The organism is Oceanobacillus luteolus, from assembly GCF_042678205.1.
In the GTDB taxonomy this organism is placed as follows: Bacteria; Bacillota; Bacilli; order Bacillales; family Amphibacillaceae; genus Oceanobacillus; species Oceanobacillus luteolus.
On the sequence record NZ_JBHUDE010000049.1, the window covers coordinates 1 to 26,435 of the forward strand.

Sequence of the window (26,435 nt, forward strand, 5' to 3'; positions counted from 1 at the left end):
AAACATTTTAGAGCAATATAGGGTTGATAACGCTAACAAAACACTGGACGAAAACAGTATAAAATAAGGGACTTAAAAAACTCCCACAAGTACTTGACTCAATCACTCATCTTAATTAACTTGTGAAGTTTAAACATTCATTATAGAATAGATACAGATACATACTATGAAGAAGATTGAAAGGAGAATTACATGTCTACAATCGAACAATTATCGGTAAACACAATCCGTACTTTATCCATTGATGCAATTGAAAAAGCTAATTCTGGACACCCAGGATTACCTATGGGTGCAGCACCTATGGCATATGCTCTCTGGACGGATTTCATGAATCACAATCCAAAAAACTCAAAATGGTTTAATCGCGATCGTTTTGTGCTTTCTGCAGGTCATGGTTCAATGCTATTATATAGTTTATTACATTTATCAGGCTATGATGTAACGATTGATGACCTCAAAAACTTCCGTCAATGGGATTCGCGTACACCAGGACATCCGGAAGTACATTATACAGATGGAGTTGAAGCAACTACTGGTCCATTAGGACAAGGAATTGCAATGTCTGTAGGTATGGCTATGGCAGAGGCGCATCTCGCAGCTAAATTCAATAAAGAGGATATAGCAATTATTGATCACTACACTTATGCGCTAGTAAGTGACGGTGATTTGATGGAAGGTATTTCACATGAAGCAGCATCATTAGCAGGCCATCTTGGTTTAGGAAAGCTGATTGCTTTATATGACTCAAACGACATCTCCTTAGATGGTGAGTTAGACCGTTCCTTCTCAGAAAATACAGAACAACGATTTAAAGCTTACGGTTGGCAAGTTCTTCGTGTAGAGGATGGAAATGATTTAGAAGAAATCCGTGAAGCAATTAAAGAAGCACAACAAAACACGGAACAACCAACATTGATTGAAGTGAAAACGATTATTGGATATGGTTCTCCGAATAAATCAAATTCAGCAGCTTCTCATGGTGCACCACTTGGTAAAGATGAAGTTAGTCTTACAAAAGAATATTATAAATGGTCTCATGAAGAATTCAAAGTACCGGAAGAAGTATATGGAGATTTCAAAGAAAAAATCCAAGTGAATGGACAAGAGAAAGAAGATGCATGGAACAATACTTTTTCTTCTTATAAGGAAAAGTATCCTGAAGAGGCTGCTCAATTAGAGCTTGCAATAAAAGGCGAACTTGACGTGAATTGGGAAGAAGTATTGCCAGTCTTTGAAGAAGGCAGCTCCATGGCAACTCGGGCTTCGTCTGGAAAAGTGTTGAACGCTATTGCAAACGCAGTACCGACATTCTTTGGTGGTAGTGCAGACTTAGCAGGTTCCAACAAAACTATGATGGAAGATGAAGGAGACTTCACAAAAGCAGATTACTCTGGACGTAATATTTGGTTCGGTGTTCGTGAACACGCAATGGGTGCCGCACTGAATGGTATGGCACTTCACGGTGGACTGAAAGTATATGGTGGTACATTCTTCGTATTTAGTGATTACTTACGTCCATCCATCCGTCTTGCTTCCATCATGCAAACGCCAGTGACTTACGTATTTACTCATGATTCCATAGCAGTTGGTGAAGACGGTCCGACACACGAGCCAATTGAGCATTTGGCAGCATTAAGAGCGATGCCGGGTCTATCTCTGATCCGTCCTGCAGATGCGAATGAAACAGCTGCAGCTTGGAGATTAGCTATAGAATCAACAGATCAGCCAACTGCACTTGTACTCACTCGTCAAAATCTACCTACACTTCCTGGTACAGATGAGAATGCGTACGAAGGTGTTAAGAAAGGTGCATATGTAGTCAGCAAAGCTGAAAAGGAAGCTCCGGATGCTATCCTACTTGCAACTGGATCTGAAGTTCATTTAGCGGTAGAAGCTCAAAAAGAGTTAAGAACTAAAGGTATCGATGTCTCCGTTGTCAGCATGCCATCTTGGGATCGTTTCAATAAACAAGATGAAGCGTATAAAGACAGTGTAATTCCTAAAACTGTGAAGAAACGCCTTGCAATTGAAATGGGAGCTTCCTTAGGTTGGGAACGATATGCAGGGGATGAAGGAGAAATCCTTGCTATTGACCGTTTTGGTGCATCTGCTCCTGGCGACAAAGTGGTTGCGGAATATGGCTTTACTGTAGAAAATGTAGTACAATTAACTGAAAAGTTGTTGGACAACTAAGACATAACGTTCTTTGGTTGTGAAACTAATATTCCCAAAGCTAGTATGTAATAGACTAGCTTTGGGAATGATTTATGTATTCGACAAAACTAGTGGTTGTCTTCCTACAGAAATTGACAGCAATCGTAAAAGAGAATACGTATAATGGAACGAAAAGGGGTGCTTTCCATGTATACGTATTCTATTTTTTCTATTAAGTCGAAAATAGCAAAACATTATTTTTACAAGACAGGTATCCTTTATCGTTTTTTAAATGAATTCAAAGAAAGACCAAACTTTAAATATATCCAGTTACAATATAACTATGTTATAGAACCGCTCAACTTAGATGATATTGCTAATTACATACAAGAGAAGGATGCAAGATTGATTATTGATAAACGGAATACGTACTTGAAGATTTATTGGGAAGGAAAAACGATGACTATCTACGAAGATGATCGTCATTTAGAAGTCACTTGTTCATCGATAGAAGACGTAGAAGAGTTTTTTTTCCCGGCTTTGCGTAAATCTCCACATTTTTATTTCGTAATCAGTAATTCTTTGAAAGATTATGGCTGGTTATCCGTTAAAAATAATCGGATGTTGGACAATCCAATATTGTATTCCTTCCATTAATTTTATATACTGGATGAAGATAGTCGCAGAGGAGGAAAGACACACATGGATATAATTTGGGTAGTACTAATTGCTATAGGTACTTTAATAGCAGGTGTTGCTCTTGGATTTTTTATTGCTAGAAAATATATGATGAACTACTTGAAGAAGAATCCGCCAATCAATGAGCAAATGCTTCGTACATTAATGATGCAAATGGGCCAAAAACCATCACAGAAAAAAATCAATCAAATGATGCGTGCAATGGGCAATCAAATGGATAAACAATAAGTGATGAAAAATTGAGCCTATTAATAATGTAATGTTAAAAACCACTTTTTCTGTTAAATACTAAGCAGAATGAAGTGGTTTTCGTATTTTTACTTTCATCAATGATTATGACAGGAGGGAATACTGTGAATATTGAGCCCAAGTATAACAGATTGCCTAAATCATTTTATCAACAACCAACTCTTCAACTTGCAAAGGAGCTTCTAGGAAAAATTCTTGTCCATGAACATTCAGAGGGTACTTCTTCTGGTTACATTGTTGAAACAGAAGCATATCTTGGAGCGGAAGATAAGGCAGCGCATAGCTATGGAAATAGACGGACCAAACGTACTGAAATAATGTTCCACGAAGCTGGACTTATCTATACCTATCAAATGCATACACATTGTCTTCTTAATATTGTCAGTGGGAAGGCTGATTCCCCGGAAGCGGTACTAATCCGGGCGATTGAACCTTTAGCCGGAATCGATTATATGCTCGAAAGAAGACCGGTTCGTCAATTAAAGCAATTGACGAGCGGACCTGGAAAATTAACGAAAGCAATGGGAATAACAATGAATTCATATGGAGAACCGATATATGAGCATCCTCTATATATTGCAGAAGGGCGGGAAGTAAATAATATACTGACAGGCCCAAGGATAGGGATTCCTAATACAGGTGAAGCCCGAGATTATCCTTATCGATTTTGGATCAAAAATAACCCATTCATCTCCAGGTGATTTTAATCCCCAAAATCTTAGGATTAAAATACTGACCCACTTATTAAAATGATTAATAGAATAAGCTGATTAAACGACAAGACAATAGCATTTCTATATACTAGTAATAGGAAAGTGAATAGAAACCAAATGTTGGCTAATTGTCAAAATCAGGTGAGTTTGTCTGTATTATATCTGATACTATGATATGTACACATGCATATGTAGGGGGATTAGTATGTCTGAAATTAACGTATTTCTGGCTTTTGGCGCCGGATTTCTATCATTTGTTTCACCTTGTGTGTTACCCATTTACCCTGTTTTTCTATCTTATATCACTGGAATGAGTATTAATGATTTGAATGAAGAGAATAAAAAGCTGAACCGTAAAGCTTTAATGCATACTATCTTCTTCTTAATCGGATTTTCAAGCATATTTATTGCGATTGGATTCTCAACATCCGCCATTTCTGGATTTTTATTGATGTACCAAGATATTATTAGACAGGTCGGAGCAATACTTATCATCTTCTTCGGGTTAGTAATTGTCGGTATATTGAATTTTAAATTTTTAATGAAAAATAGACAAATTCAATTTAAAAATCGTCCGAGCGGTTATTTAGGAACATTGTTGATTGGGGTTGCATTCTCATTAGGTTGGACACCTTGTACAGGACCGATTTTGGCAATCGTATTTTCACTTGCCGCAACCAATCCTGAAACAGGGATGGTGATGATGATTGCTTATATATTAGGTTTTGCCATTCCATTCCTAGTGATGGCCTTCTTCATCGGTAGAATGAATTGGATCAAAAAACACAGCATGAAAATTGTGAAATTTGGTGGATATGTTATGATATTCTTTGGTGTCGCTCTGTTTTTCGACTGGATGACAGGTGTAACTGCATTCTTAGCTGACTGGTTCGGATTTTATGGATTCTAAGATTGCTGAACTGTCAAAGGAAGAAAAAACATTGTTGATGCTGTGAATGGAAAGTATGGATTGAAATTAAATGAGAGAATAATGCTATTTTGAAAAGAGTGATTAAGCATGTTTTGGGCAGTTGCTAGTACCATCGGTGCAATGATGATGGCTATTGCAATGATATTTGTACGTATGAAGATGGTAAAAAAGCCAGCAACAGTAAAAAAGATTATTTTACCACCTTTATTTATGAGTACAGGTGCATTGATGTTCATTTTCCCTTATTTCCAAATTAGTTGGTACCAAGTAATGGAGTCGTTTCTCGTTGGGATGATTTTCTCTATTATTTTGATTAAATCATCTAAATTTGAAATCCGGGGAGAGGCAATCTATCTAAATCCATCAAAAGCCTTTCCATACATCTTGTTCGGGTTATTGGTTGTGCGGCTCATACTTAAGATTATTATCGGTGGGTATATCTCACTTGGGGAAACAGCCGGATTATTTTTTATGCTAGCTTTCGGTATGATATTAACATGGCGGATTGTCATGCTTTATCAATTTTTACAATTAAAGAAATCAATGGAACTAAAAAAGCATCCCATTTGAAAAGCACCGCGATTGTTAGAAAACGACTAACAATTGCGGTGCTTTTCTGTGTGGGCTCTTTTTTCAAAAAAGCAATACGATTAAACAATAACAGTCATTTTTTATAACTTTCCTGCCAATTCTCTCGATAGTCACTCATGGACAAGGAAAATAGATGTTCGTAAGGAGTAACTGCTATACCTTTCTGTTTTAACTTTTTTCGAAGGAACTTATGATCTCGCTTAGGAGTCGCCAAGATATATCCTTCAATAACCGTTTCTTGTGATATGGAATTTTCTTGTTTTTCTAATGCAACTTCACCTATTTTACTGGCTATCTTTTGTCTAGCGACATCCCGAAACAGTTCAGGTACAGGTGAAACAAGCTCTTCCAGCAGGGCTTTTTCATTTTCCGACCACAAATGTTTTGTTTCTTCTACATAATGTGCTTCCCAATCCAGTATGGATTTACCATCTTCCTTCGGTAAGCTTTTAAGGAATTTACGGAACATGAAGTAACCACCGATAGCCATTAACGAGATCAGTAGAAACCCCCATAATACGATGATAATACTCAATTTAAATCACCTATTCTTTAATTTACACTTAAAATTATCACTAATTGATAAATTTATCTTAGAGATAATTTATTTTTATTTATTTTTATAGTAAGATAAAAATATATCTAACCATATTATATGGATAAAATGTCTAAGTAACAAGTTTAATAATTTCATGGTTACTGGCATATGATTGAATGAGAGAGAAATTAGTCGAATTAACAGGGAATTTATATATAGAATTTGAGTGAATACGTGAAAGCTATAGTTATTATTGACTAAGGGGAGAATCGGATGAAGATTGGAGAGGTTTATTCATTAGGTTTAAATGATCAACTATCTGCAATAGCTGACTTTTCAAGATTGCCAACGAAAGTGTTGGATTGGATGGGTAAGTATTCGAATGAGTCGTTTGTTGTTTGGGATGAGCAAGATCAGATCCGTTTTGTCAGTGAGTCAGTAAAAAAAATACTTGGGTATGGGCAGGATGAGTTGATAGGCAAACCTTGGTATGAGCGTTTTCAACCCATTGAAAAGGAAAAAATAGAGCAATATTTGACAGAGGAAAGCGATGCTGGATTGCGAACGGAGCTACAGCACAAAAATAAGCAGGAAGAGATTTATGTAGAAATTCATGCGGCAAGGATAACAGATGAATTTTCTGAACAAAAATTTGTTGTAAGCAAAATTATGGACTTAAGTTCAATAAAAAGAGAGAAAGAATTGATGATCCAAGCGGAGAAAATGTCTGTACTGGGTCAGCTTACGGCAGGTATTGCTCATGAGATACGGAACCCTTTAACTGCAATTAAAGGTTTTCTACAACTTCTTCAAGCTGGAGTAAATCATAAAGATGAATACTATAGAATTATGCAGGATGAAATTGAAAAGATTGAAGTAATTACATCCGAGCTTTTGTCTTTATCCAAACCATCAACACATACAAGAAAAAATGAAAACGTAGGAAATTTAATTCGTGACGTAGTTTTATTATTACAATCGCAAGCAAGATTGAAGAATGTGACATTACAAGTTGATGAGCCAATAAATGAGAAGATATACTGCGACAGCTCACAAATTAAGCAGGTATTGATAAATTTAATTAAAAATGCAATAGAAGCGATGAATGAACCTGGTAATATCAACTTATTCGTGGAAACCATCGATGAACATACAGTAATTAATGTACAAGATGAAGGTGTTGGCATATCACAAGAAGTTATCGATCAAATTGGGGTGGCTTTCTTTACGACAAAAGAGAATGGCACAGGATTGGGATTGAATATAACAAAGCAGATTCTTGAAGGACATGGCGGTTTTTTAAAAGTTATGAAAAACGATATTAAAGGCAGTACTTTTCAATTATATTTTCCAAAAGTAACGACGAGCTGAGAATGGACTATAAATCAATATAGTCCATTCTTATTATCAGAATGATAAGTAGAACTTATCGCAAACCATAACAATATTATATAGGAGATTATTGACTAATGATTTGTTTTATCGCTTACAATCCGATAATATAGTAAGTAAAGGTCTATTAATCTTTCTTTTTTTTGTGATGGGATGGTTAAACACCAATTTGTTAGAAACAAAGATTGGCAGCAACTAAGAAAGGGGTAAAATTATGTCAAATGATGCATTTAAAGCGAGAAAGCAATTCGATTTAAACGGTAAGACTTATAACTATTACCATTTAAAAACACTTGAAGAACAGGGGTTAGGTAAGATTGACCGTCTACCATTCTCCGTACGTGTTCTTCTAGAATCCGTACTGCGTCAGCATGATAATCATCAAATTAAAGATGAGCATGTAGAAGCCCTTGCAAAATGGGGCAGTAAAGAATCCAAAGGTGTGGACGTACCTTTCAAGGTTTCCCGTGTCATCCTTCAGGACTTTACTGGAGTGCCGGCTGTCGTGGACTTGGCATCTTTAAGAAAAGCAATGGTAGATCTAGGTGGAGAACCTAATGAAATCAATCCAGAAGTACCAGTTGATCTAGTAATTGACCACTCGGTACAAGTTGACCAATATGGAACACCAAATGCACTTCAAGCAAACATGGATATTGAATTTGAAAGAAATGCGGAGCGTTATGAGTTTCTTAACTGGGCGCAAAAAGCATTTGATAACTATCGTGCAGTTCCTCCTGCAACGGGGATCGTACACCAAGTGAACTTGGAGTACCTCGCGAATGTAGTTCATGCACTTGAGAACGATGAAGGAAATTACGAAGCTTTCCCAGATACACTTGTAGGAACAGACTCTCATACGACAATGATCAACGGTCTAGGTGTTCTTGGTTGGGGTGTTGGTGGAATTGAGGCAGAAGCCGGAATGTTAGGAAAGCCATCTTACTTCCCATCTCCTGAAGTAATTGGAGTTAAGTTTGTAGGCAGCTTCCCGAATGGAACAACTGCAACAGACCTTGCGTTGAAAGTCACTCAAGTATTGCGTGAAAAGAATGTCGTTGGGAAATTTGTTGAATATTTCGGACCAGGTTTGAAAGACTTGCCTCTTGCAGACCGTGCAACAATTTCCAACATGGCTCCAGAATATGGTGCAACTTGTGGATTCTTCCCTGTGGATGAAGAAACGTTGAACTATTTATATTTAACTGGACGTAGCCAAGAGCAGATTGATCTTGTTGAGAAATACAGTAAAGAAAATAATCTTTGGTATGATCCAGAAGAAGGCGATCCAGAGTATTCCGATGTTGTAATCATTGATTTATCAAAACTTGAACCTAATCTGTCTGGTCCAAAACGTCCGCAAGACCTGATTGCTTTATCCGACATGCAGAAGGAATTCAAGAAAGCAATTACTGCTAAAGAGGGTAACCAAGGATTCGGTAAAGATAAATCCGAGTTTGATAAAGAAGTGATCGTTACCCATAAAAATGGAAAAACATCAGTAATGCGAACAGGATCTCTTGCTATCGCTGCAATTACATCTTGTACGAATACTTCAAACCCGTATGTTATGTTAGGTGCAGGGTTGCTGGCAAAAAATGCGGTTGAAAAAGGTCTATCTGTGCCAGAGCATGTAAAAACTTCACTAGCTCCTGGTTCTAAAGTGGTTACACGTTACCTGGAGGATGCTGGTCTACAGACATACCTTGATAAATTAGGATTTAACCTAGTTGGTTATGGATGTACAACTTGTATCGGTAACTCAGGGCCATTATTGGAAGAGATTGAGCAAGCTATTATGGAATCAGATCTTATCGCTTCATCTGTATTATCTGGTAACCGTAACTTTGAAGGAAGAATTCACCCGTTAGTGAAGGCTAACTATCTTGCTTCACCTCCACTAGTAGTTGCTTATGCTCTTGCTGGAACAGTTGATATCAATCTAAGAAAAGATCCATTAGGAACAGATAAAGATGGAAACCCAGTTTACATGGATGATATCTGGCCATCTGCTCAAGAAATCAAGGAAGAAGTGGCTAAAGTAGTTACTCCTGAGATTTTCCGTAAAGAGTATGAAAACGTATTTGATTCTAATGAAAAATGGAATGAAATCGAAACTACAGATGAGCCATTATTTGAGTGGGATGAAGATTCAACGTACATCCAAAACCCTCCATTCTTTGAAGGTCTATCCAAAGATGCAGGTAAGGTAGAACCACTTAAAAACTTACGTGCTATTGGTTACTTCGGCGACTCTGTAACAACTGACCATATTTCACCTGCTGGAGCAATCGCTAAAGATATGCCAGCCGGAAAATATTTACAAGATAAAGGTGTATCACCTAGAAACTTTAACTCTTACGGATCAAGACGTGGAAACCATGAAGTTATGATGCGTGGTACATTTGCAAATATCCGTATTCGCAATAAATTGGCTCCAGGCACAGAAGGCGGATATACAACTTACTGGCCAACTGGAGAGGTCATGCCAATTTATGATGCCGCAATGAAATATAAAGAAAACAACACTGGCTTGGTTGTTATTGGTGGTAAGGACTACGGTATGGGATCTTCCCGTGACTGGGCTGCGAAGGGTACTAACTTACTCGGCATCAAAACAGTTATTACAGAAAGCTATGAGCGTATCCACCGTTCCAACCTTGTAATGATGGGTGTTTTACCACTTCAATTTGCAAAAGGTGATAGTGCTGAAAAGCTTGGATTAACTGGTACAGAAACATTCTCAGTTGATATTGATGAAAACATTCAACCAAATAGTCCGGTAAAAGTTACTGCTGTAGCGGAAGATGGAAAAGTAACTGAGTTTACTGCGATTGCTCGATTTGACAGTCCAGTGGAAATTGATTACTACCGCCATGGTGGTATTTTACAAATGGTATTACGTGAGAAACTTGCATAAATAATGATATTTAAAAACCGTTAAGTCATTGAAATGACTTAGCGGTTTTTTCTTTTTTAATGACTAAATTCCGAACAATGATGCGAATACCTTTACTTCTATTTACATAGTATTTACTATTAAAGTAAAGTTAATTGTCGTTAATGACTATTAATAATTTAGTGGCATTTACCTAAAAATGCAGCGAAATAACTAACATAGTAAAAGATGTCGGAGGAGATCTTGTGAAAAAAATTGTTTTTGGAATCAGTTTTATTATCATACTCGTCGGTATAATGATTTATAACACTTTTGCTGAAACAAATGAAGTGGAAGATACAGGATCGAATTTATATGACGTGACAGGAGATACATCGGTATCAGGAGGAATGATTGCCCCGGCTGAGAGTGTCGGTATACAACCAGGTGAAATTGCACCTGATTTTGAATTAGAAACTTTAGATGGTGAAGTTGTAAAGCTTTCAGAATTAAAGGGTGAAAAAGTTATTCTAAACTTTTGGGCCACTTGGTGTCCTCCTTGCAAGGAAGAAATGCCAGAAATGCAAGAGTTTTATGATAAATATGGGGACGACATTAATGTAATCGCAGTAAACTTCAAGGAAAAAAATGATAAAGTTGCTGAATTCCTCAACGAATATGGTTATACTTTCCCTTCACCTTTAGACAGTGAAGGATTGGTAGGTCATGAATATGGAGTTCTCACATTGCCGACAACATATTTTATTAATTCAGATGGTGTCATTCAAGAACCTCGGCATGTTGGTCCAATGACATATGAGCTCATGGAAGAAATGCTCCACACTTTAAATTGATGAGCATATTTTCATCGATTCAACACAACATACAAATACTATGATTGAAAGGAGTATTTGTATGCCACATAAAAATAAACCAAAACCTGATGACAGAAGTGACAATGCCGATAAATTACAAGATATGATTCATGAAACTTTAGAAAATATCGAGAAAGCCGAAGAGACGATGGAGTTCTCCGATGGATTGGATAAAGAACAAATAGCCGCCAAGAATAAGCGACGTAGAGAAGCGATTGAAGGATTCAGATCTGAAATTAAGGATGAGTATCACGATCGACATTAACTAATAAAGGGACCTTAAATCATCAATGATTTAAGGTCCACTTCTTTGTTTGAACTTCGTTGTACAACGTTTGGTTTGAAATATGATAGGATAATGACATAGATAAGATTAAACTTTTAGTTATGGGGGATTACATATTGAATAAAGTAAGGACACCAATTGAAGTACGCTACCAGGAAACAGACCAAATGGGTGTTGTATATCATGCTAATTATTTAATCTGGTTTGAAATTGGAAGGACTAAGTTGATTAATGCCCTAGGTTTATCCTATCCAGAAATGGAGAGGAAAGGTGTCGTTTCACCAGTTATTGATGCTCAGGTTTCATTTATAAAACCTGTACGGTATGGAGATGCTGTATCCATTGACACATGGTTGTCGAGTTACAATGGGATACGTTCGGAATACAGTTATGAGGTTATTGGGGAAGATAATGAGGTTGCAGTTCGAGGAACAACGAAGCATGTAATTGTTGATAAAGAAACATTTCGTCCTCTTTCATTGAGAAGAAAATTTCCGGATTGGCATGAAATTTATAGTAAGTTGATTGAAGGGGAATAAAGATGGCGTTTGGAATAAATCGTGCAGAATTAAAGCAGTGGAAAGCGAAAGTCCGTAATGGACAAATAGCCTTCCTTACTCATTATTGGCTAGATGATCGCTTTCCTGGTTGTAATACCGTGACTAAAGTTGGATGTAATGATGTAGAACGACTTAAAGCCTGGGGAAGGCAACATGGACTTAGAGAAGAATGGATTGACTATAAAGCTAGCTATCCGCATTATGACCTTTTTGGAGAACAACAGCGGAAAATACTAGAACGTGAAGGCGTCAGGGAACAAATAGAACGCTTTAATCTATAAAAAAGACCAAACGATTGCGATATCTGCAATCATTTGGTCTTTTTCTTTTTATCTATTTTTTCAGGTACATAGTCTACCCCTCCAGGATGGAAAGGATGGCATTTACTGATTCGTTTAACACTGAGATAAAAGCCTTTAAAAACGCCAAACCGTTTGAAAGCTTCTAAGCTGTAACTGGAACAAGTTGGATAAAATCTGCAAGATGCAGGTGTATAGGGACTTATTGCAAGCTGATAGAATCGTATCATTCCAATGAAAATATATTTCATTTTACATCACTTCAGTAAATTTATCAAAGGTGACAGAAGCTATTGCATCATGTAAATGAATTGATTCTTCATTTCTGCAAGTGACCTTAAACTTGGATACAAAGTCCAACTCATATAGGTCAGCAGCTACTAGTCTCACCATATCTTCGACAAAACGAGGATTTTCATATGCATGCTCTGTAACCATCTTTTCATCCGGCCGTTTTAGAACAGGATAAAGTCGGCTCGATGCATTACTTTCCGCTGCTTCTAATAAATGGAGCTTCCAGTCGGTTTCTTTGTCATTAAAGTCCTCCGTAAATCCGATTTCCATTGTGATTGTGCCCCTCTGATTATGGGCGCTGTATTCACTGATTTCTTTTGAGCAAGGGCATAGGGTAGTGATTTTACCGCCTAGACTTGCATTAATATGAAATCCTGATTCCCTGTCATATGTTACAGACATACTAACATCCGCATGGTTTAAACCAGATTGACCGGTTTGAGGAGCTTTTCTTTCAAAAAACCAAGGGAAACTGACTTCAATAGTCGCATCTTTTTGATCAAGTCGTTCACTTAGTTCTTTTGTAAATTTTTTGAGAGATTCAAAGTTTACAACGAATCCTTCTTGATAATACGTATTTAACTGTTCTGTGAAGCGACTCATATTTGTACCTTTACTTGTTTGCGAAAGAGATGAGGTAAATTTAAAATTACCAATCGTTGTTTGTTTATATGGTTTTATATGACTTTCTACAATAATTGGATGTTTAACGTTTGCAATACCGACAGCATCCAAAGCAAATAAGAAATCTTTCTTCTGATTCTGAAGGTCTGCCATGTCTTCTTTTTCTGTAGGTTTCGTCTTTAGAGTAGGTTCTACAGAACCAAAAAGTTTATGCCTGTCCGATTTATTCGGTAGTTTTTTGATAGAATAAGTTTTGGTCATGAACTTGCCTTCTTTCTATTATTGACTAGATTATAGTATACTGAATCGTCTGAGCTAATTCAATATATTCGTTTTGAATAGAGCAATTGATCTCTAGTATTTAATCAACAGTAGCAGACAATTTGCATACATACTAAATTGAATAAAATACTTCTACCCAAGGTCCACAGTCCAAATACTCTTGCTTTCCACAGGCGGCCCGTTAGCCTCCGACGGCACAGGTCGTGACCTCTTAGTCTGCCTCTCTGGGCTGCGGAGCCACAGAAGGAAGCAATTATATAAAGCAATAAATTATAATAAAAATGAAGTGAGCTTTTTAGCTGCACTTCATTTTTTACATCCATTTAATTTTTGGTTCAGTTCCATTTTTGATTCGTTTCAAATTATCTTTATGGCGATAAATAACAAATGCCGTTAAACAAGAAATAACGATGATCAATACAAGATCTTGGTAGAATAATGATAAAAGGATACTAACAACACCTGTTATCATGGACGATAGTGAAACATACTTCGATAGATATAAAGTCAATAAAAAGGTTGAAATCATAATTACGAATAAAATTGGAAAACTGCCAAGAATAATGCCACCAGATGTTGCCACAGCTTTTCCACCTTTAAATCGAGCGAATACGGGATAAGTATGACCAACAACTGCAAATAATCCAATTATCAGAGGATGAACCGATACATCAAATAATAGTGGTAAAACTGTAGCCAAAGTTCCTTTCAATATATCCGATAATGTAACAATAATACCAGCTTTGATCCCAAGTACACGAAATGCATTGGTAGCGCCTAAGTTACCACTTCCATGTTCACGGATATCTTTGTTATAACCTAATTTTCCAACCCATAATGCAGAAGGAATAGAGCCCAGTAGGTAAGCAACTAAGGCCAACACAACAATTTCCATACATCATCCTACTTCCTTCATCAATAGTATAACCACACTGCCGTAGCAAAATAATAATATTATTTCTATATTTAGTCAACAGTATGTTAAGCTTATTCTAGCATGAATTGTATGTAAAGAGTATTATTTTTTCGGGTAGTGAATGCTTGTTATTGAAATACCATCTAGTTGACTATCCTGCCTAATCTACTTATGATGTGACTAAAGTAAGTGTATAAACCATAGAAGGAAAGGAAGGGTATGTATGAGCTGGGAAAACCCATCAAAAGAATCATTAAAAAAGATCTTGGAAGATGCAAAAACAATTGCGGTAGTTGGACTTTCAAACAATGAAGAGAAAACAGCGTATCAGATTTCAAAAATTATGCAGGCACAAGGCTATCGAATTATTCCCGTTAACCCAACCGTCGACGAAGTTCTTGGAGAAAAAGCTTATCCAACTCTAGAAGCTGTTCCTGATGAAATTGATATCATCAATGTGTTTCGCCGTCCCGAGTATTTACCAGAGGTGGCCGCAGATGCAGCAAAAACAAATTGTCGCGTATTTTGGGCACAACAGGGTATTGTCAATGAAGAAGCCTATCATTATTTAAAAGAAAGAGACTTTACTGTTATTATGGATTTATGTATTAAAGTAGTCCATGCAGTTCTCGTAAAATAACAATATCAACAGGGTGGCTATGTTCATCCTGTTATTTTTTTCAATATGCTCCTATCCTGAATTTCTAAGAAATAGTATATTTTTTTCCTTTTTTAGGTTAAGATAGTTTAGTAAAAGCTTGTCGTTACAATGTTTTCATTTACATTTACAAACATTTGTTCTAAGATTGATATAGAGAAACGAGAATAGGTATAAAATTGTTTTGCTTTATTTAACGTATTGAAAGGGGAAAATTAACTTTGGCTAATCAAGCGAATAAATATTCTGATGATTCCATTCAGGTGCTGGAAGGTCTTGATGCAGTAAGAAAGAGACCGGGAATGTATATAGGCAGCACTGACGAACGTGGACTCCATCATTTAGTATTTGAAATCGTGGACAATGCAGTTGATGAAGCATTGTCTGGACATGGAAATGAAATTAAAGTTACGATACATAAAGATAATAGTATTTCTGTTTTAGATAATGGAAGAGGAATCCCTACAGGTATGCATGCAACGGGTACTTCTACGGTAGAAGTTATTTTTACTGTACTTCATGCAGGGGGGAAATTTGGCCAAGGAGGCTATAAAACAAGTGGTGGTCTTCATGGAGTCGGAGCGTCTGTAGTGAATGCTTTATCAGAATGGATGGAAGTAACTGTTTTCCGGGATGGTTTTACGTATTTTCAAAGGTTTGAAAACGGCGGAAAACCAGTAGGTAACTTGGAAAAAAGAAAACCAACTAGAAAAACAGGAACACTTATCCATTTCAAGCCGGATGAATCGATTTTCTCTACAACTGTCTACGATTATGAAGTCATTTCAGAAAGACTCCGTGAATCTGCATTTTTATTGAAAAACCTTCATATTGAGTTGGAGGATAAACGCTCCGATGAAAAAGAAGTATTTCAATATCCAGATGGATTGAAATCTTTTGTGGAATATCTAAATGAAGATAAAGATGTACTTCATCCTGTGGCATTTTTCGAAGGGATGAGTAATGGCATAGAAGTGGAGTTTGCTTTCCAATTCAATGATGGGTATGCAGAGAGCATGCTTTCGTTTGTGAACCATGTAAGGACAAGGGACGGAGGCACGCATGAGGTTGGGACTCGTACAGCCATTACGAGAACTTTTAATGAGTACGCAAGAAGAACTTCCATTTTAAAAGATAAAGACAAAAATCTTGAGGGAGCGGATGTCCGTGAAGGGCTAACTGCCATTGTTTCTGTGCGGATCCCTGAAAATTTATTGCAATTTGAAGGGCAAACGAAAGGGAAATTAGGAACCCCAGAAGCCCGTTCGGCAGTGGATCAAGTTATTTCCGAACAGATAGCATATTTCCTTGAGGAAAATGCCGATACGTCCAGACTTCTGATCAATAAGGCTATTAAGGCAAAAGAAGCGAGAGAAGCTGCTAGAAAAGCTAGAGAAGAAGCAAGAACAGGAAAGCAACGAAAAAGAAGAGACACGCTGTTAAGTGGTAAATTAACACCTGCACAATCAAGAAATCCAAAGAGAAATGAACTTTATCTAGTAGAGGGAGACTCAGCAGGCGGCTCGGCAAAGCAAGGAAGAGACCGGAAATTCCAAGCTATACTACCTCTCAGAGGAAAAGTAATCAATACAGAAAAAGCAAAAATTGAAGATATCTTTAAAAATGAAGAGATAGCTACTATGATCCACACTATAGGCGCCGGTGTTGGTGGAGATTTTGATCTGGATGATGTTCAATATGATAAAATCATCATTATGACGGATGCCGATACAGACGGTGCACATATACAAGTGCTGCTTCTCACTTTCTTTTATCGATATATGAGAAAACTCATCGAAGCAGGTAAGGTGTTTATCGCACTTCCTCCTCTGTTTAAAATATCAAAAGGAAAAGGCAAGAATGAACAGGTAGTGTATGCTTGGGATGAGTCAGAGATGAAAGAAGCGATAGAAAAATTTAAAACTGGTTATATCGTCCAACGTTATAAAGGTTTAGGTGAAATGAATGCAGACCAATTATGGGAGACGACGATGAATCCTGAGACTCGGACATTAATACGTGTGACTATTGAAGATTTCCCTCGTGCAGAACGGAGAATAACCACCCTGATGGGAGATAAAGTGGAACCGCGACGCAATTGGATTGAATCAAACGTGAAATTCGGGCTAGATGAAGACACAAATATCATTGATAATGAAAAGATTCGCAAGGAATCATGATGAAGATTGCAAGTTTAGATATAGCACGGCTATGACGATAGTAGAAGGGGATATTAGGTAATGCAAAAAGAAAAATTTCTTGATTTATCCTTAGAAGAAGTGATCGGTGATCGCTTCGGCAGATATAGTAAATATATAATACAAGACCGGGCACTTCCAGATGCTCGAGACGGTTTAAAACCTGTTCAAAGAAGAATCCTGTATGCAATGCATGAAGAAAAAAATACAGCTGATAAAGGTTTCAGGAAATCGGCTAAAACAGTTGGTACCGTTATCGGTAATTACCACCCACATGGAGATACTTCTGTTTATGATGCGATGGTCCGATTAAGCCAGGACTGGAAATTACAAGAAGAGCTGATTGAAATGCATGGTAATAATGGGAGTATTGATGGGGACCCTCCTGCGGCAATGCGTTATACAGAGGCGAGGTTATCACCAATTGCTTCTGAACTATTGCGTGATATCGACAAGGAAACGGTTGACTTCATTTACAACTTCGACGAAACGACTCTCGAGCCTGTTGTGCTGCCTGCAAAATTTCCGAATTTATTAGTGAACGGTTCAACGGGAATTTCAGCTGGTTATGCAACAGATATACCGCCTCATAACCTTGAGGAAGTCATTGATGCAGTAATTATGAAAATAGATAAACCCCAGGCTACAGTAGAACAATTGATGTCAGTCCTCCAGGGACCAGATTTTCCTACCGGTGGAATCATTCAAGGGGTCGACGGAATAAAGAAGGCTTACGAAACGGGTCGCGGCCGGATAATCGTCCGGGGTAAAACAAGAATCGAAAATCTGCGCGGCAGTCGACAACAAATTGTCATTGAAGAGATTCCATATGAAGTGAATAAAGCTAATATGGTTAAAAAGATGGACGAGTTACGAGTTGATCGTAAAGTGGATGGGATAGCGGAAGTTAGAGATGAATCTGACCGTACAGGTTTGCGCGTTGTAGTTGAGTTAAAGAAGGATGCAGATGCTGAAGGAATTCTAAACTACTTTTTTAAGAATACGGATCTGCAAGTTTCTTATAATTTTAATATGGTAGCGATTGAAGATAAAACACCTAAGCTCATGACTTTACCTCAAATGTTGGATGCATTCATCAATCATCAAAAAGAGGTTGTTACAAGGCAAGTAACCTATGATTTGAATAAAGCAAATAAAAGAGCACATATCATAGAAGGACTAATCAAAGCCATCTCCATTTTAGATGATGTCATTGCAACGATAAGGGCTTCAAAAGATAAGGCGGATGCAAAAAGGCAACTAATAAAGGCTTATGGATTTACAGAAGAGCAATCAGAAGCCATTGTGAATCTTCAACTATATCGCCTAACAAACACCGATATCACTCAACTGCAAAAAGAGGCGAAAGAGCTAGAAGAAAGCATTAAAACATACGAAGCAATATTAGCTAGTGAAGCTATGCTAATGAAAACAATCAAAAAAGATTTAAGAGACATTAAGAAAAGATTTAAATCACGTCGCGGGACCCAAATAGAAGAAAAAATTGAAGAAATAAAAATCAATATTGAAGTATTGATTCCAAGTGAAGATGTAGTCGTATCTGTAACGAAAGATGGTTATATCAAACGCACGAGCTTACGTTCTTATGGAGCTTCCAACAATGATGATATTACGATGAAAGACTTAGATTACTTGTTAGGGCTATTTGAAATAAATACTACTGACCATCTCCTTTTATTTACTGATAAAGGCAGGTTCATCTATTTCCCTGTCCATGAACTGCCAGACATACGCTGGAAGGAACTCGGAGCTCACATTTCTCATTTTACCAGTCTCGAAAAGGACGAAAAGTTAATTCAAGCTTTACCTATTAGAGAATATACGAATAATAAATATCTTCTCTTCATCACTAAGAACGGGATGATTAAACGAACAGAATTGGACAAGTATGAAACTCAAAGACATGGTAGAGCAATGATCGGAATTAACCTTAAAGGTGATGATGAATTACTTAATGTATATGAAACGAAGGGTTATTCTGATATATTTATTGCATCCAATACTGGATATGGTCTTTGGTATCATGAGTCAGAGGTAAAACCGACTGGTCAGAGAACTGCTGGAGTTAAAGCAATCCAATTGAAAGATGGAGAGTATGTTGTTAGCGGTCAAATCTTTGATGATTTAGCTGATCCATCCCTTGTAATCATTACACAAAGAGGTGCCGTCAAACGGATGAATCTCAACGATTTTCAAAAGTCAACAAGAGCAAAACGTGGCCTTCTCATGCTTAGAGAATTAAAAAGTAAACCACACCGCTTAGTGGGATTCTTTACGGCAGATGAAGAGGATAGCATCAGCATACAGACATCAAATGGAGAGGTCCATTCGATCTATCCATTGGAACTATCGGTCAGCGATCGAGTAAGCAATGGATCATTCGTCATTGACACGGACCATGACGGAGAAGTAATCCAGGTTTGGAAGGAACCCACTTATGAACGACCTTTCCAAGAAAACAAAGAAGAATAATCACCGAAAAGTGAAGAAAACTACAACATAATCGTTCAATAATTGATAAGCAAGCAAATTTTCATGCAAATTTGCTTGCTTATTTTATCCAAAAAATAGAGGTGAGATATTTATTAAAGCAGAGAATTTTAAACTCTCTGCATTTTTTGTTGTGAAAAATGTGCGAGAATTTGATATATATTGTAAATGCGATTTTTTCATCAAATAACTGGACAGCTGTATCTTAGAAATGTATCATTTTTTACGGTTGCAATTCATCGTTTAAGCTATAGAAACTTAGGGAAAATTAAATGAAATTGGCGAATCAATGATTTATATCGAATATGCCATGGAAGAAAGGGAAGGTTATTAATAGAAAAGTATTATGTAATAATGGGGTAAATTTTGAGGAAATTAATTTTCTGTAGCTTAGATTTATAAGGTGATTGTACCTTACTACGTTTAATTTAACCAAAGAAGGTGGAGTAATGGGAATTCTAGTTGGAGTTTTAGGGCTAATCTTTGTATTTGGCCTGTCATATTTACTGAGCAATGATAAGAAAGGGATTAACTATAAAGCAATAGGTATTTTAATCGTACTTCAATTTATTGTGACGATTATTGCATTTCGGACTTCATTTGGACTTAGGATTGTTGAAGTGATCTCCAATGGAGTAACTGCTGTTCTTAGTTATGGCTATGAAGGTGTAGATTTTGTTGTGGGTGGACTTTTGATCGAAGAAGGGGCCTCTGTATTTTTCATCAATGTGTTGATGTTGATTATATTCACGTCCACACTTCTTGCCATTTTAACACATATTAGAGTACTTCCTCTTGCCATTAAGTACATTGGTGGACTTTTAGCAAAGGTAACAGGGTTGTCCAAGGTTACGACATTTAATGCCATTAACAGTATTTTCTTTGGTCAGAGTGAAGCGGTACTTGCGATTAAGTCACACTTGGACAATATGAGCAAGAACAAGCTATTTATTATTTCCACTTCAGCAATGGCTTCTGTATCATCATCTATTATGGGAGCTTATATGTTGCTGATTCCACCGCAATATGTTCTTGTTGCAATGGTGTTGAACTCCATGTCTGCTTTGGTGATTACTTCCTTCATGACACCAATTAAAGATGAGGAAGATGAACAAATTGATATAAAAGATATATCAGACTCTGGATCGATATTCCAATCAATTTCTCAAGGTGCACTAGACGGTGGGAAGGTTGCCTTGATTGTAGCTGCGATGCTGGTTGCTTATAATGGGTTAATCGCACTTGTCAATGGTCTTTTTATGAATATTCTCGGGATTGATTTTACTACAATTCTAGGATATATCTTTGCACCGGCTGCGTGGCTGATGGGAATTCCATCTCATGAAATCGTATCGGCAGGTGCTGTCATGGCGACGAAATTAGTGACGAATGAGTTTGTTGCTATGCTACAATTTCAACCGCTTATTCCTGAACTTTCCGCTAAAACGGTAGCGATTGTATCCACATTCACGGTTTCGTTCGCAAACTTTTCTTCCATCGGGATCATTAGTGGTTCCATTCAGGCCGTAAACGGTGAAAAGGCAAATCAAGTTGCTCGGTTTGGAATGAAGATGCTGCTTGCTTCTACGTTAACATCGATGGCAACAGCTACTATCGTAGGTTTCTTTTTCTAAAAAAATAAAAATCAAGTAATCAAAAATCTTACTTTGACGCTAAGAAAAATGATTTGGGACAGGAGGTTTTACCTCTTGTCCCAATTTTACTGTTGAATTAATTTGTAAAAATTGTTAGTATAGCATTTGTGTTTAATTTTATTGGGCTAATTAACCCTGATTAACATGAATTTTCGCAATATTATTTTTTGTATTGCTGGAGGGGAAGAAGATGGTAAAACGAAAAAAAGGATTTTTTCAACGGTCCTTAGATAGTGTAGAAGTCGTTGGGAACAAGCTGCCACATCCGGCTACATTGTTTGCCTTGTTGGCGCTGTTAGTTATTTTGCTCTCAGCAGCTCTGCAGCCATTAGGTATCAGTGTAGAGCATCCTGGTGAAGAAGGCACAATGGTCGAAATTAAAAACCTGCTGAGTGCAGAAGGCATCCAATATATCTTTACTAATATGACTGCAAATTTCATTGGATTTGCACCGTTAGGCGTTGTACTATTGACAATGCTGGGAATTGGAATTGCCGAAAGAACTGGTTTGATAAGTGCTGTACTTAGAGGATTTGTATTATCAGTACCTAATCGATTTATTACTTTAGGTTTAGTTTTTGCAGGGATCATGTCAAGTGTTGCTTCGGACGCTGGATATGTAGTACTACCTCCGCTTGGAGCATTAATCTTTGCAGCTCTCGGAAGACATCCACTTGCAGGACTTGCTGCAGCATTTGCAGGTGTTTCTGGTGGGTTTAGTGCGAACCTCTTGTTGTCAGGTACAGATGCGATGCTTGGAGAAATGACTATCGCAGCAGCAGCAATCATTGATCCTGCATATGCAGAAACAATGAACATAGCGATGAACTGGCTATTTATTGCTGTTTCTGTATTCCTATTGACTTTCATTGGCGCATGGGTAACGGAAAAAATCGTAGAACCTCGACTTGGTTCATATAATGGTGATCAAAAAGAAGAGCTGAAAGGCTTGGAACCATTAGAGAAAAAAGGGCTTGTTTGGGCTGTAATCGCTGCTGTAGTTGGTGTCGTGCTTGCATTATTGCTTGTATTGCCGCCAAACGCTCCTTTACGCGGTACAGAAGGAGATACCATGGCTCAGATTGTGCAATCCCCCTTTATGAGTTCGTTAGTTCCAATTATTGCGATTATCTTTTTCATTCCTGGAATAGCTTATGGAATTGTTACGAAATCCATCAAGAATGATAAAGATGTTGCAAACCAAATGTCGGACACGATGGCTTCTATGGGTACATTCATCGTGCTTGCATTCACGGCTGGACAGTTCGTTGCATTTTTCAACGAAACGAATATGGGGCTTGTCTTAGGTGTATACGGTGCAGAATTTTTAGATAGTGTTAATTTAACAGGAATTCCGCTCATCTTATTGTTCATTTTGATAACGTCTGTAATCAATATCTTTATTGGTAGTGCTACTGCGAAATGGGCAATGATGGCTCCAGTATTTGTGCCGATTATGATGCAGCTTGGATATTCTCCAGAACTGACACAAATGGCATATCGTATTGCGGATTCATCTACAAATATCATTTCACCATTAATGACATATTTTGCAATCATTATTGCATTTGCACAGAAATATGATAAGAAAATAGGGATTGGAACATTGGTTTCTACAATGATACCTTACTCCATTTTCTTCTTGATTGGCTGGACTTTGATGCTGATCGTCTGGATGGTGCTAGGTATTCCACTCGGACCAGGTGGTCCATTACTATATCAACCATAAAATTGGACAGGGCTTCACGGCTCTGTCTTATTTTTTTGCCTTGATTCATTTCGGAACTTGGTTTTAACAGGAGGTGTTTATGATACGAGAAAAAGAATTTTAACATCATGAAAGAAACAGATTATTCTTTATCTATGTAAAATTGTATGATAAAGTATTAGTAAAAGTATGAGAAAGGGGGTTGCATGGAGACGGAACTTAGGGAGCGTATTATCAATGCATCGTTGGTATTGTTTGAACGACACGGATTTCATGGCGTTACTGTGAATCAAATTGTAGAAACTGCCGGCATTTCTAAAGGCGGATTTTACCACCATTTTTCCTCAAAAGATGAACTATTGTTTGTTATCCATGACATTTTTATAACGTATGTGCTCGAACGGGCTGCCAGTTCTAACCAACAAAGTCTTCCACCTGCTACTCGATTGCGTTCAATCATCAAAGATTTTGTAAGCGTTTTCGACATATATAAAGCCCATTTGACGGTATTCTACCAGGAAAGTATTTATCTTAAACCCGAACATGAAGAAATTGTAAAACGTAAGCGGCAACAATTTAAAGGGATAATTCAATCCGTTATTCGAGAAGGTGTGGATACTGGAGAGTTCCGCAAAGATCTTTCTATTGAGATTACAACAATGGCGATTCTCGGAATGGTGAACTGGACATATAAATGGTATCAAAGAAGTGGTGAAAAAAGTATAGAGGAAATTGCTGATTATTATATTGACTTAATATTACACGCTGTATTATCCGATTCAACTAAATAGTGGAGACAGAGTCACACTTCTTTTCAGAGGTATTTTTTAGGCTCAATACCGACCAACCAGTCGGTCATAAATGAATAGGGGGTATAGATGGCGATGAATTTTGAATTGACTAAGGAACAATCAATGATTAAGAAAATGGTCCGTGACTTTGCTGAAGGTGTCATACGGCCACGTGCAATTGAAATTGATAAAAAAGCGGAATTTCCTGAGGATATCTTCAAGCAAATGGGAGAATTAGGGCTACTTGGATTACCATTCCCAGAAGAAGTCGGCGGAGCAGGAGGAGATACGTTATCTTATGCTCTTGCTGTTGAAGAAGTTGGTCGAGTCTGCGGGAGTACTGGGTTAAGTTATGCTGCAGCTGTTTCATTGGGTGCAAGCCCTTTATATTATTTTGGAACAGAAAAGCAAAAAGAAGAATTCCTAAAGCCATTGGCTGAAGGAAGAGCATTGGGTTCCTTCGGCTTGACGGAGCCAAATGCAGGCTCAGATGCTGGTGGGACGAAAACTACGGCAGTTTCAGATGGAGACTACTATGTAATTAATGGTGAGAAATGTTTTATAACAAATGCCAGTTTTGCCAAAGTGATAATTGTCACAGCAGTAACCGATAAAAGCGACGATGGAAAGAATCTTATCTCGTCCATCATCGTGCCGACAGATACAGAAGGCGTTAAGATAAAAAGCGACTACGATAAAATGGGAGTACGAGGCTCAGATACAGCTGAGATTGTTCTTGATAATGTGAGAGTTCCAAAAGAAAATGTGTTAGGGGAAGTTAATAAGGGATTCAAGCAATTTTTATCGACGTTGGATGGAGGAAGGATATCTATTGCAGCATTAGGTGTGGGAATTGCTCAAGCGTCTTTAGATAAAGCGTTGGAGTATGCTAAAGAAAGAAAGCAGTTCGGACAATCGATATCCAAATTCCAGGCTATTCAATTTAAATTGGCAGATATGGCAATGGAAGTGGAATTAGCAAGAAATATGGTACTAAAAGCGGCCTGGTTAAAGGATAAAGGAAAACCATTCGGAAAGGAAGCAGCCTTTGCGAAATTATTTGCATCTGAAGCTGCTGTACGAGCTGCTGATCAAGCCATTCAAATTCATGGTGGCTATGGATATATGCGGGAGTATGAAGTCGAGCGTTATTTACGGGATGCAAAGTTACTGGAAATTGGAGAAGGTACGTCAGAAGTTCAACGTTTAGTAATTGCTAGATATTTAGGTTGTTAGGATTATAGATGTAGAATGAGGAGGCAGTCTATGATAAAGAAAATCTTAATAGCGAATAGAGGGGAAATTGCATCTCGAATCATCCGGACATGTAAACGCCTTGGTATCACTTCTGTAGCTGTCTATTCAGAGGCTGATCAGAATGCACCATTTGTGAACGCAGCGGATGAGTCGTATTTGCTAGGAGGTTCTCACGTAAACGAAAGTTATATGAACATGGACAAAATATTTGAGATTGCTAAAGAAGCCCAAGTGGATGCAATCCACCCAGGATATGGATTTTTTAGTGAAAATGCTTTGTTCACCGAACGTTGTGAACAGGAGGGAATTCGTTTTATTGGACCTACCAGCTCTGTAATCGAGCAGATGGGAGATAAAGTGAATGCCAGGAATGCAATGATGTCTGCTGGTGTACCAGTTGTTCCCGGTACGGATGCAGCCGTTGATAATGTAAATCATGCGATAGAATTGGCGAGAAGAATCGGTTATCCGATTATGCTGAAAGCTGCTGCTGGTGGTGGAGGTATTGGGATGCAGGTCGTCAACGATGAAGAAGAATTGAGGAAAGCATTTAAAAATAATTCGGAAAGAGCTTTAAATTTCTTTGGGAACGGTTCCATGTTCTTGGAGAAGAAAATAGAGAATGCTCATCATATCGAAATTCAAATACTTGCAGATGAATTTGGGAATGTTGTCCATCTATTTGATCGTGAATGCTCGATTCAACGCCGTAATCAAAAAGTGATCGAAGAAGCTCCATCTCCGTTCATTTCTGATAAAACGAGAGAAGCAATGGGAGCAGATGCTGTACGGGCAGCGATGGCCATTAATTATACAAATGCGGGCACAATTGAATTTCTTGTCGATGAAGAAGAAAATTACTACTTTCTCGAAATGAATACCAGAATTCAAGTGGAACATCCAGTTACAGAAGAAATTACTGGTCTGGATATTGTCGAACTCCAAATTAAAATTGCAAATCAGGAAGCACTGCCTTTCAATCAACATGAAATTGAGCGGAATGGTCATGCGATTGAAGCGAGGATCTATGCAGAGGATCCGATTCGATTTTTCCCATCACCAGGTACAATCACGAATGTAAAATTCCCTTCGGGTGAAGGTATCCGCAATGAAATCAGTTTCACAGAAAATTACAAAGTGACGCCATTTTATGATCCGATGATAGGAAAATTAGTCGTAAGGGGCAATACGAGAGAAGAGGCAGTAAAACGTCTAGAGAACGCGTTGAAAGAATATGTAATTGATGGAATTAAAACGAATCTGCCAATGCTGGAAACAACAGTAGGTTTGCAAGCATTCCGTGAAGGAAACACGACTACGAGTTTCGTAGAGACGCATTATATACCACAAACTAAAAAGTCTTAAGGAGGATATGA

24 protein-coding genes are annotated in these 26,435 nt (G+C 37.7%); 20 read left to right on the forward strand and 4 right to left on the reverse strand.

What is annotated here, in order from left to right; genetic code table 11:
• Positions 1-192: 192 nt before the first annotated feature.
• The 6 genes from tkt to ACFSBH_RS11385 all read left to right on the forward strand — a co-directional run bounded on the left by tkt (position 193) and on the right by ACFSBH_RS11385 (position 5,316).
• Positions 193-2,193, forward strand: a complete 2,001-nt coding sequence (gene tkt, locus ACFSBH_RS11360) for a transketolase (RefSeq protein WP_379597596.1) — start codon at positions 193-195, stop codon at positions 2,191-2,193.
• 144 nt (positions 2,194-2,337) lie between these two features.
• Complete coding sequence (gene sirA / locus ACFSBH_RS11365) at positions 2,338-2,811, forward strand: sporulation inhibitor of replication protein SirA (RefSeq protein WP_251510517.1); 474 nt, start codon at positions 2,338-2,340, stop codon at positions 2,809-2,811.
• Positions 2,812-2,856: 45 nt separating this feature from the next.
• Positions 2,857-3,081 carry a YneF family protein gene (locus ACFSBH_RS11370; RefSeq protein ID WP_251510514.1) on the forward strand — a complete coding sequence of 75 codons (225 nt, stop codon included), beginning with the start codon at positions 2,857-2,859 and terminating at the stop codon, positions 3,079-3,081.
• 131 nt (positions 3,082-3,212) lie between these two features.
• Positions 3,213-3,803, forward strand: coding sequence for a DNA-3-methyladenine glycosylase (locus tag ACFSBH_RS11375; RefSeq protein ID WP_379597709.1), 591 nt, complete (start codon positions 3,213-3,215; stop codon positions 3,801-3,803).
• A 217-nt stretch (positions 3,804-4,020) separates the two neighbouring features.
• Positions 4,021-4,725: a cytochrome c biogenesis CcdA family protein gene (locus ACFSBH_RS11380; RefSeq protein ID WP_251510511.1), complete on the forward strand. Its 705-nt coding sequence runs from the start codon at positions 4,021-4,023 to the stop codon at positions 4,723-4,725.
• A gap of 108 nt (positions 4,726-4,833) precedes the next feature.
• Positions 4,834-5,316 (forward strand): CcdC family protein, encoded by a 483-nt coding sequence (locus ACFSBH_RS11385; protein ID WP_379597599.1) that lies wholly within the window; start codon positions 4,834-4,836, stop codon positions 5,314-5,316.
• 94 nt (positions 5,317-5,410) lie between these two features.
• Here the strand turns inward: ACFSBH_RS11385 and ACFSBH_RS11390 are convergent, their stop codons facing one another.
• Positions 5,411-5,872, reverse strand: coding sequence for a DUF2621 domain-containing protein (locus ACFSBH_RS11390; protein WP_285853508.1), 462 nt, complete (start codon positions 5,870-5,872; stop codon positions 5,411-5,413).
• 276 nt (positions 5,873-6,148) lie between these two features.
• On the opposite strand from ACFSBH_RS11390, the gene ACFSBH_RS11395 reads away from it, so the two are divergent.
• The 6 genes from ACFSBH_RS11395 (at position 6,149) to ACFSBH_RS11420 (ending at position 12,147) form a co-directional block, all read left to right on the forward strand.
• The gene (locus ACFSBH_RS11395) at positions 6,149-7,246 is read left to right on the forward strand and encodes an ATP-binding protein (RefSeq protein WP_379597601.1); all 1,098 of its coding nucleotides are present in this window, start codon (positions 6,149-6,151) and stop codon (positions 7,244-7,246) included.
• Positions 7,247-7,481: 235 nt separating this feature from the next.
• On the forward strand, positions 7,482-10,187 hold the full coding sequence (gene acnA / locus ACFSBH_RS11400) for an aconitate hydratase AcnA (RefSeq protein WP_251510503.1): 2,706 nt from the start codon (positions 7,482-7,484) through the stop codon (positions 10,185-10,187).
• 224 nt (positions 10,188-10,411) lie between these two features.
• The gene (locus tag ACFSBH_RS11405) at positions 10,412-10,999 is read left to right on the forward strand and encodes a TlpA family protein disulfide reductase (RefSeq protein WP_379597603.1); all 588 of its coding nucleotides are present in this window, start codon (positions 10,412-10,414) and stop codon (positions 10,997-10,999) included.
• A 61-nt stretch (positions 11,000-11,060) separates the two neighbouring features.
• Positions 11,061-11,285, forward strand: coding sequence for a small acid-soluble spore protein Tlp (gene tlp / locus ACFSBH_RS11410; RefSeq protein WP_251510496.1), 225 nt, complete (start codon positions 11,061-11,063; stop codon positions 11,283-11,285).
• A 137-nt stretch (positions 11,286-11,422) separates the two neighbouring features.
• Positions 11,423-11,845 carry an acyl-CoA thioesterase gene (locus ACFSBH_RS11415; protein WP_379597606.1) on the forward strand — a complete coding sequence of 141 codons (423 nt, stop codon included), beginning with the start codon at positions 11,423-11,425 and terminating at the stop codon, positions 11,843-11,845.
• Positions 11,846-11,847: 2 nt separating this feature from the next.
• Positions 11,848-12,147, forward strand: coding sequence for a hypothetical protein (locus ACFSBH_RS11420; protein ID WP_251510490.1), 300 nt, complete (start codon positions 11,848-11,850; stop codon positions 12,145-12,147).
• Positions 12,148-12,176: 29 nt separating this feature from the next.
• Here the strand turns inward: ACFSBH_RS11420 and yidD are convergent, their stop codons facing one another.
• The 3 genes from yidD to plsY all read right to left on the reverse strand — a co-directional run bounded on the left by yidD (position 12,177) and on the right by plsY (position 14,260).
• Positions 12,177-12,416: a membrane protein insertion efficiency factor YidD gene (yidD, locus tag ACFSBH_RS11425; RefSeq protein WP_251510488.1), complete on the reverse strand. Its 240-nt coding sequence runs from the start codon at positions 12,414-12,416 to the stop codon at positions 12,177-12,179.
• Between the two features lies 1 nt (position 12,417).
• Complete coding sequence (folE2, locus tag ACFSBH_RS11430) at positions 12,418-13,344, reverse strand: GTP cyclohydrolase FolE2 (RefSeq protein ID WP_251510486.1); 927 nt, start codon at positions 13,342-13,344, stop codon at positions 12,418-12,420.
• 334 nt (positions 13,345-13,678) lie between these two features.
• Positions 13,679-14,260 (reverse strand): glycerol-3-phosphate 1-O-acyltransferase PlsY, encoded by a 582-nt coding sequence (plsY, locus tag ACFSBH_RS11435; RefSeq protein ID WP_251510475.1) that lies wholly within the window; start codon positions 14,258-14,260, stop codon positions 13,679-13,681.
• A 244-nt stretch (positions 14,261-14,504) separates the two neighbouring features.
• Between plsY and ACFSBH_RS11440 the strand changes: the two genes are divergently transcribed.
• The 8 genes from ACFSBH_RS11440 (at position 14,505) to ACFSBH_RS11475 (ending at position 26,424) form a co-directional block, all read left to right on the forward strand.
• Positions 14,505-14,921: a CoA-binding protein gene (locus ACFSBH_RS11440; protein WP_251510466.1), complete on the forward strand. Its 417-nt coding sequence runs from the start codon at positions 14,505-14,507 to the stop codon at positions 14,919-14,921.
• Positions 14,922-15,160: 239 nt separating this feature from the next.
• Positions 15,161-17,119, forward strand: a complete 1,959-nt coding sequence (gene parE / locus ACFSBH_RS11445) for a DNA topoisomerase IV subunit B (RefSeq protein WP_251510464.1) — start codon at positions 15,161-15,163, stop codon at positions 17,117-17,119.
• 60 nt (positions 17,120-17,179) lie between these two features.
• The gene (gene parC, locus ACFSBH_RS11450) at positions 17,180-19,630 is read left to right on the forward strand and encodes a DNA topoisomerase IV subunit A (RefSeq protein WP_251510452.1); all 2,451 of its coding nucleotides are present in this window, start codon (positions 17,180-17,182) and stop codon (positions 19,628-19,630) included.
• Between the two features lie 467 nt (positions 19,631-20,097).
• Entirely contained in the window at positions 20,098-21,282 is a 1,185-nt protein-coding gene (locus ACFSBH_RS11455; protein ID WP_251510443.1) for a NupC/NupG family nucleoside CNT transporter, read from the forward strand.
• A 211-nt stretch (positions 21,283-21,493) separates the two neighbouring features.
• Positions 21,494-23,032 carry an AbgT family transporter gene (locus ACFSBH_RS11460; RefSeq protein WP_251510442.1) on the forward strand — a complete coding sequence of 513 codons (1,539 nt, stop codon included), beginning with the start codon at positions 21,494-21,496 and terminating at the stop codon, positions 23,030-23,032.
• Between the two features lie 185 nt (positions 23,033-23,217).
• Positions 23,218-23,802, forward strand: coding sequence for a TetR/AcrR family transcriptional regulator (locus ACFSBH_RS11465; RefSeq protein WP_251510441.1), 585 nt, complete (start codon positions 23,218-23,220; stop codon positions 23,800-23,802).
• A gap of 93 nt (positions 23,803-23,895) precedes the next feature.
• Positions 23,896-25,038 (forward strand): acyl-CoA dehydrogenase family protein, encoded by a 1,143-nt coding sequence (locus ACFSBH_RS11470; protein ID WP_251511094.1) that lies wholly within the window; start codon positions 23,896-23,898, stop codon positions 25,036-25,038.
• Between the two features lie 30 nt (positions 25,039-25,068).
• On the forward strand, positions 25,069-26,424 hold the full coding sequence (locus tag ACFSBH_RS11475) for an acetyl-CoA carboxylase biotin carboxylase subunit (RefSeq protein ID WP_251510440.1): 1,356 nt from the start codon (positions 25,069-25,071) through the stop codon (positions 26,422-26,424).
• Positions 26,425-26,435 lie beyond the last annotated feature (11 nt).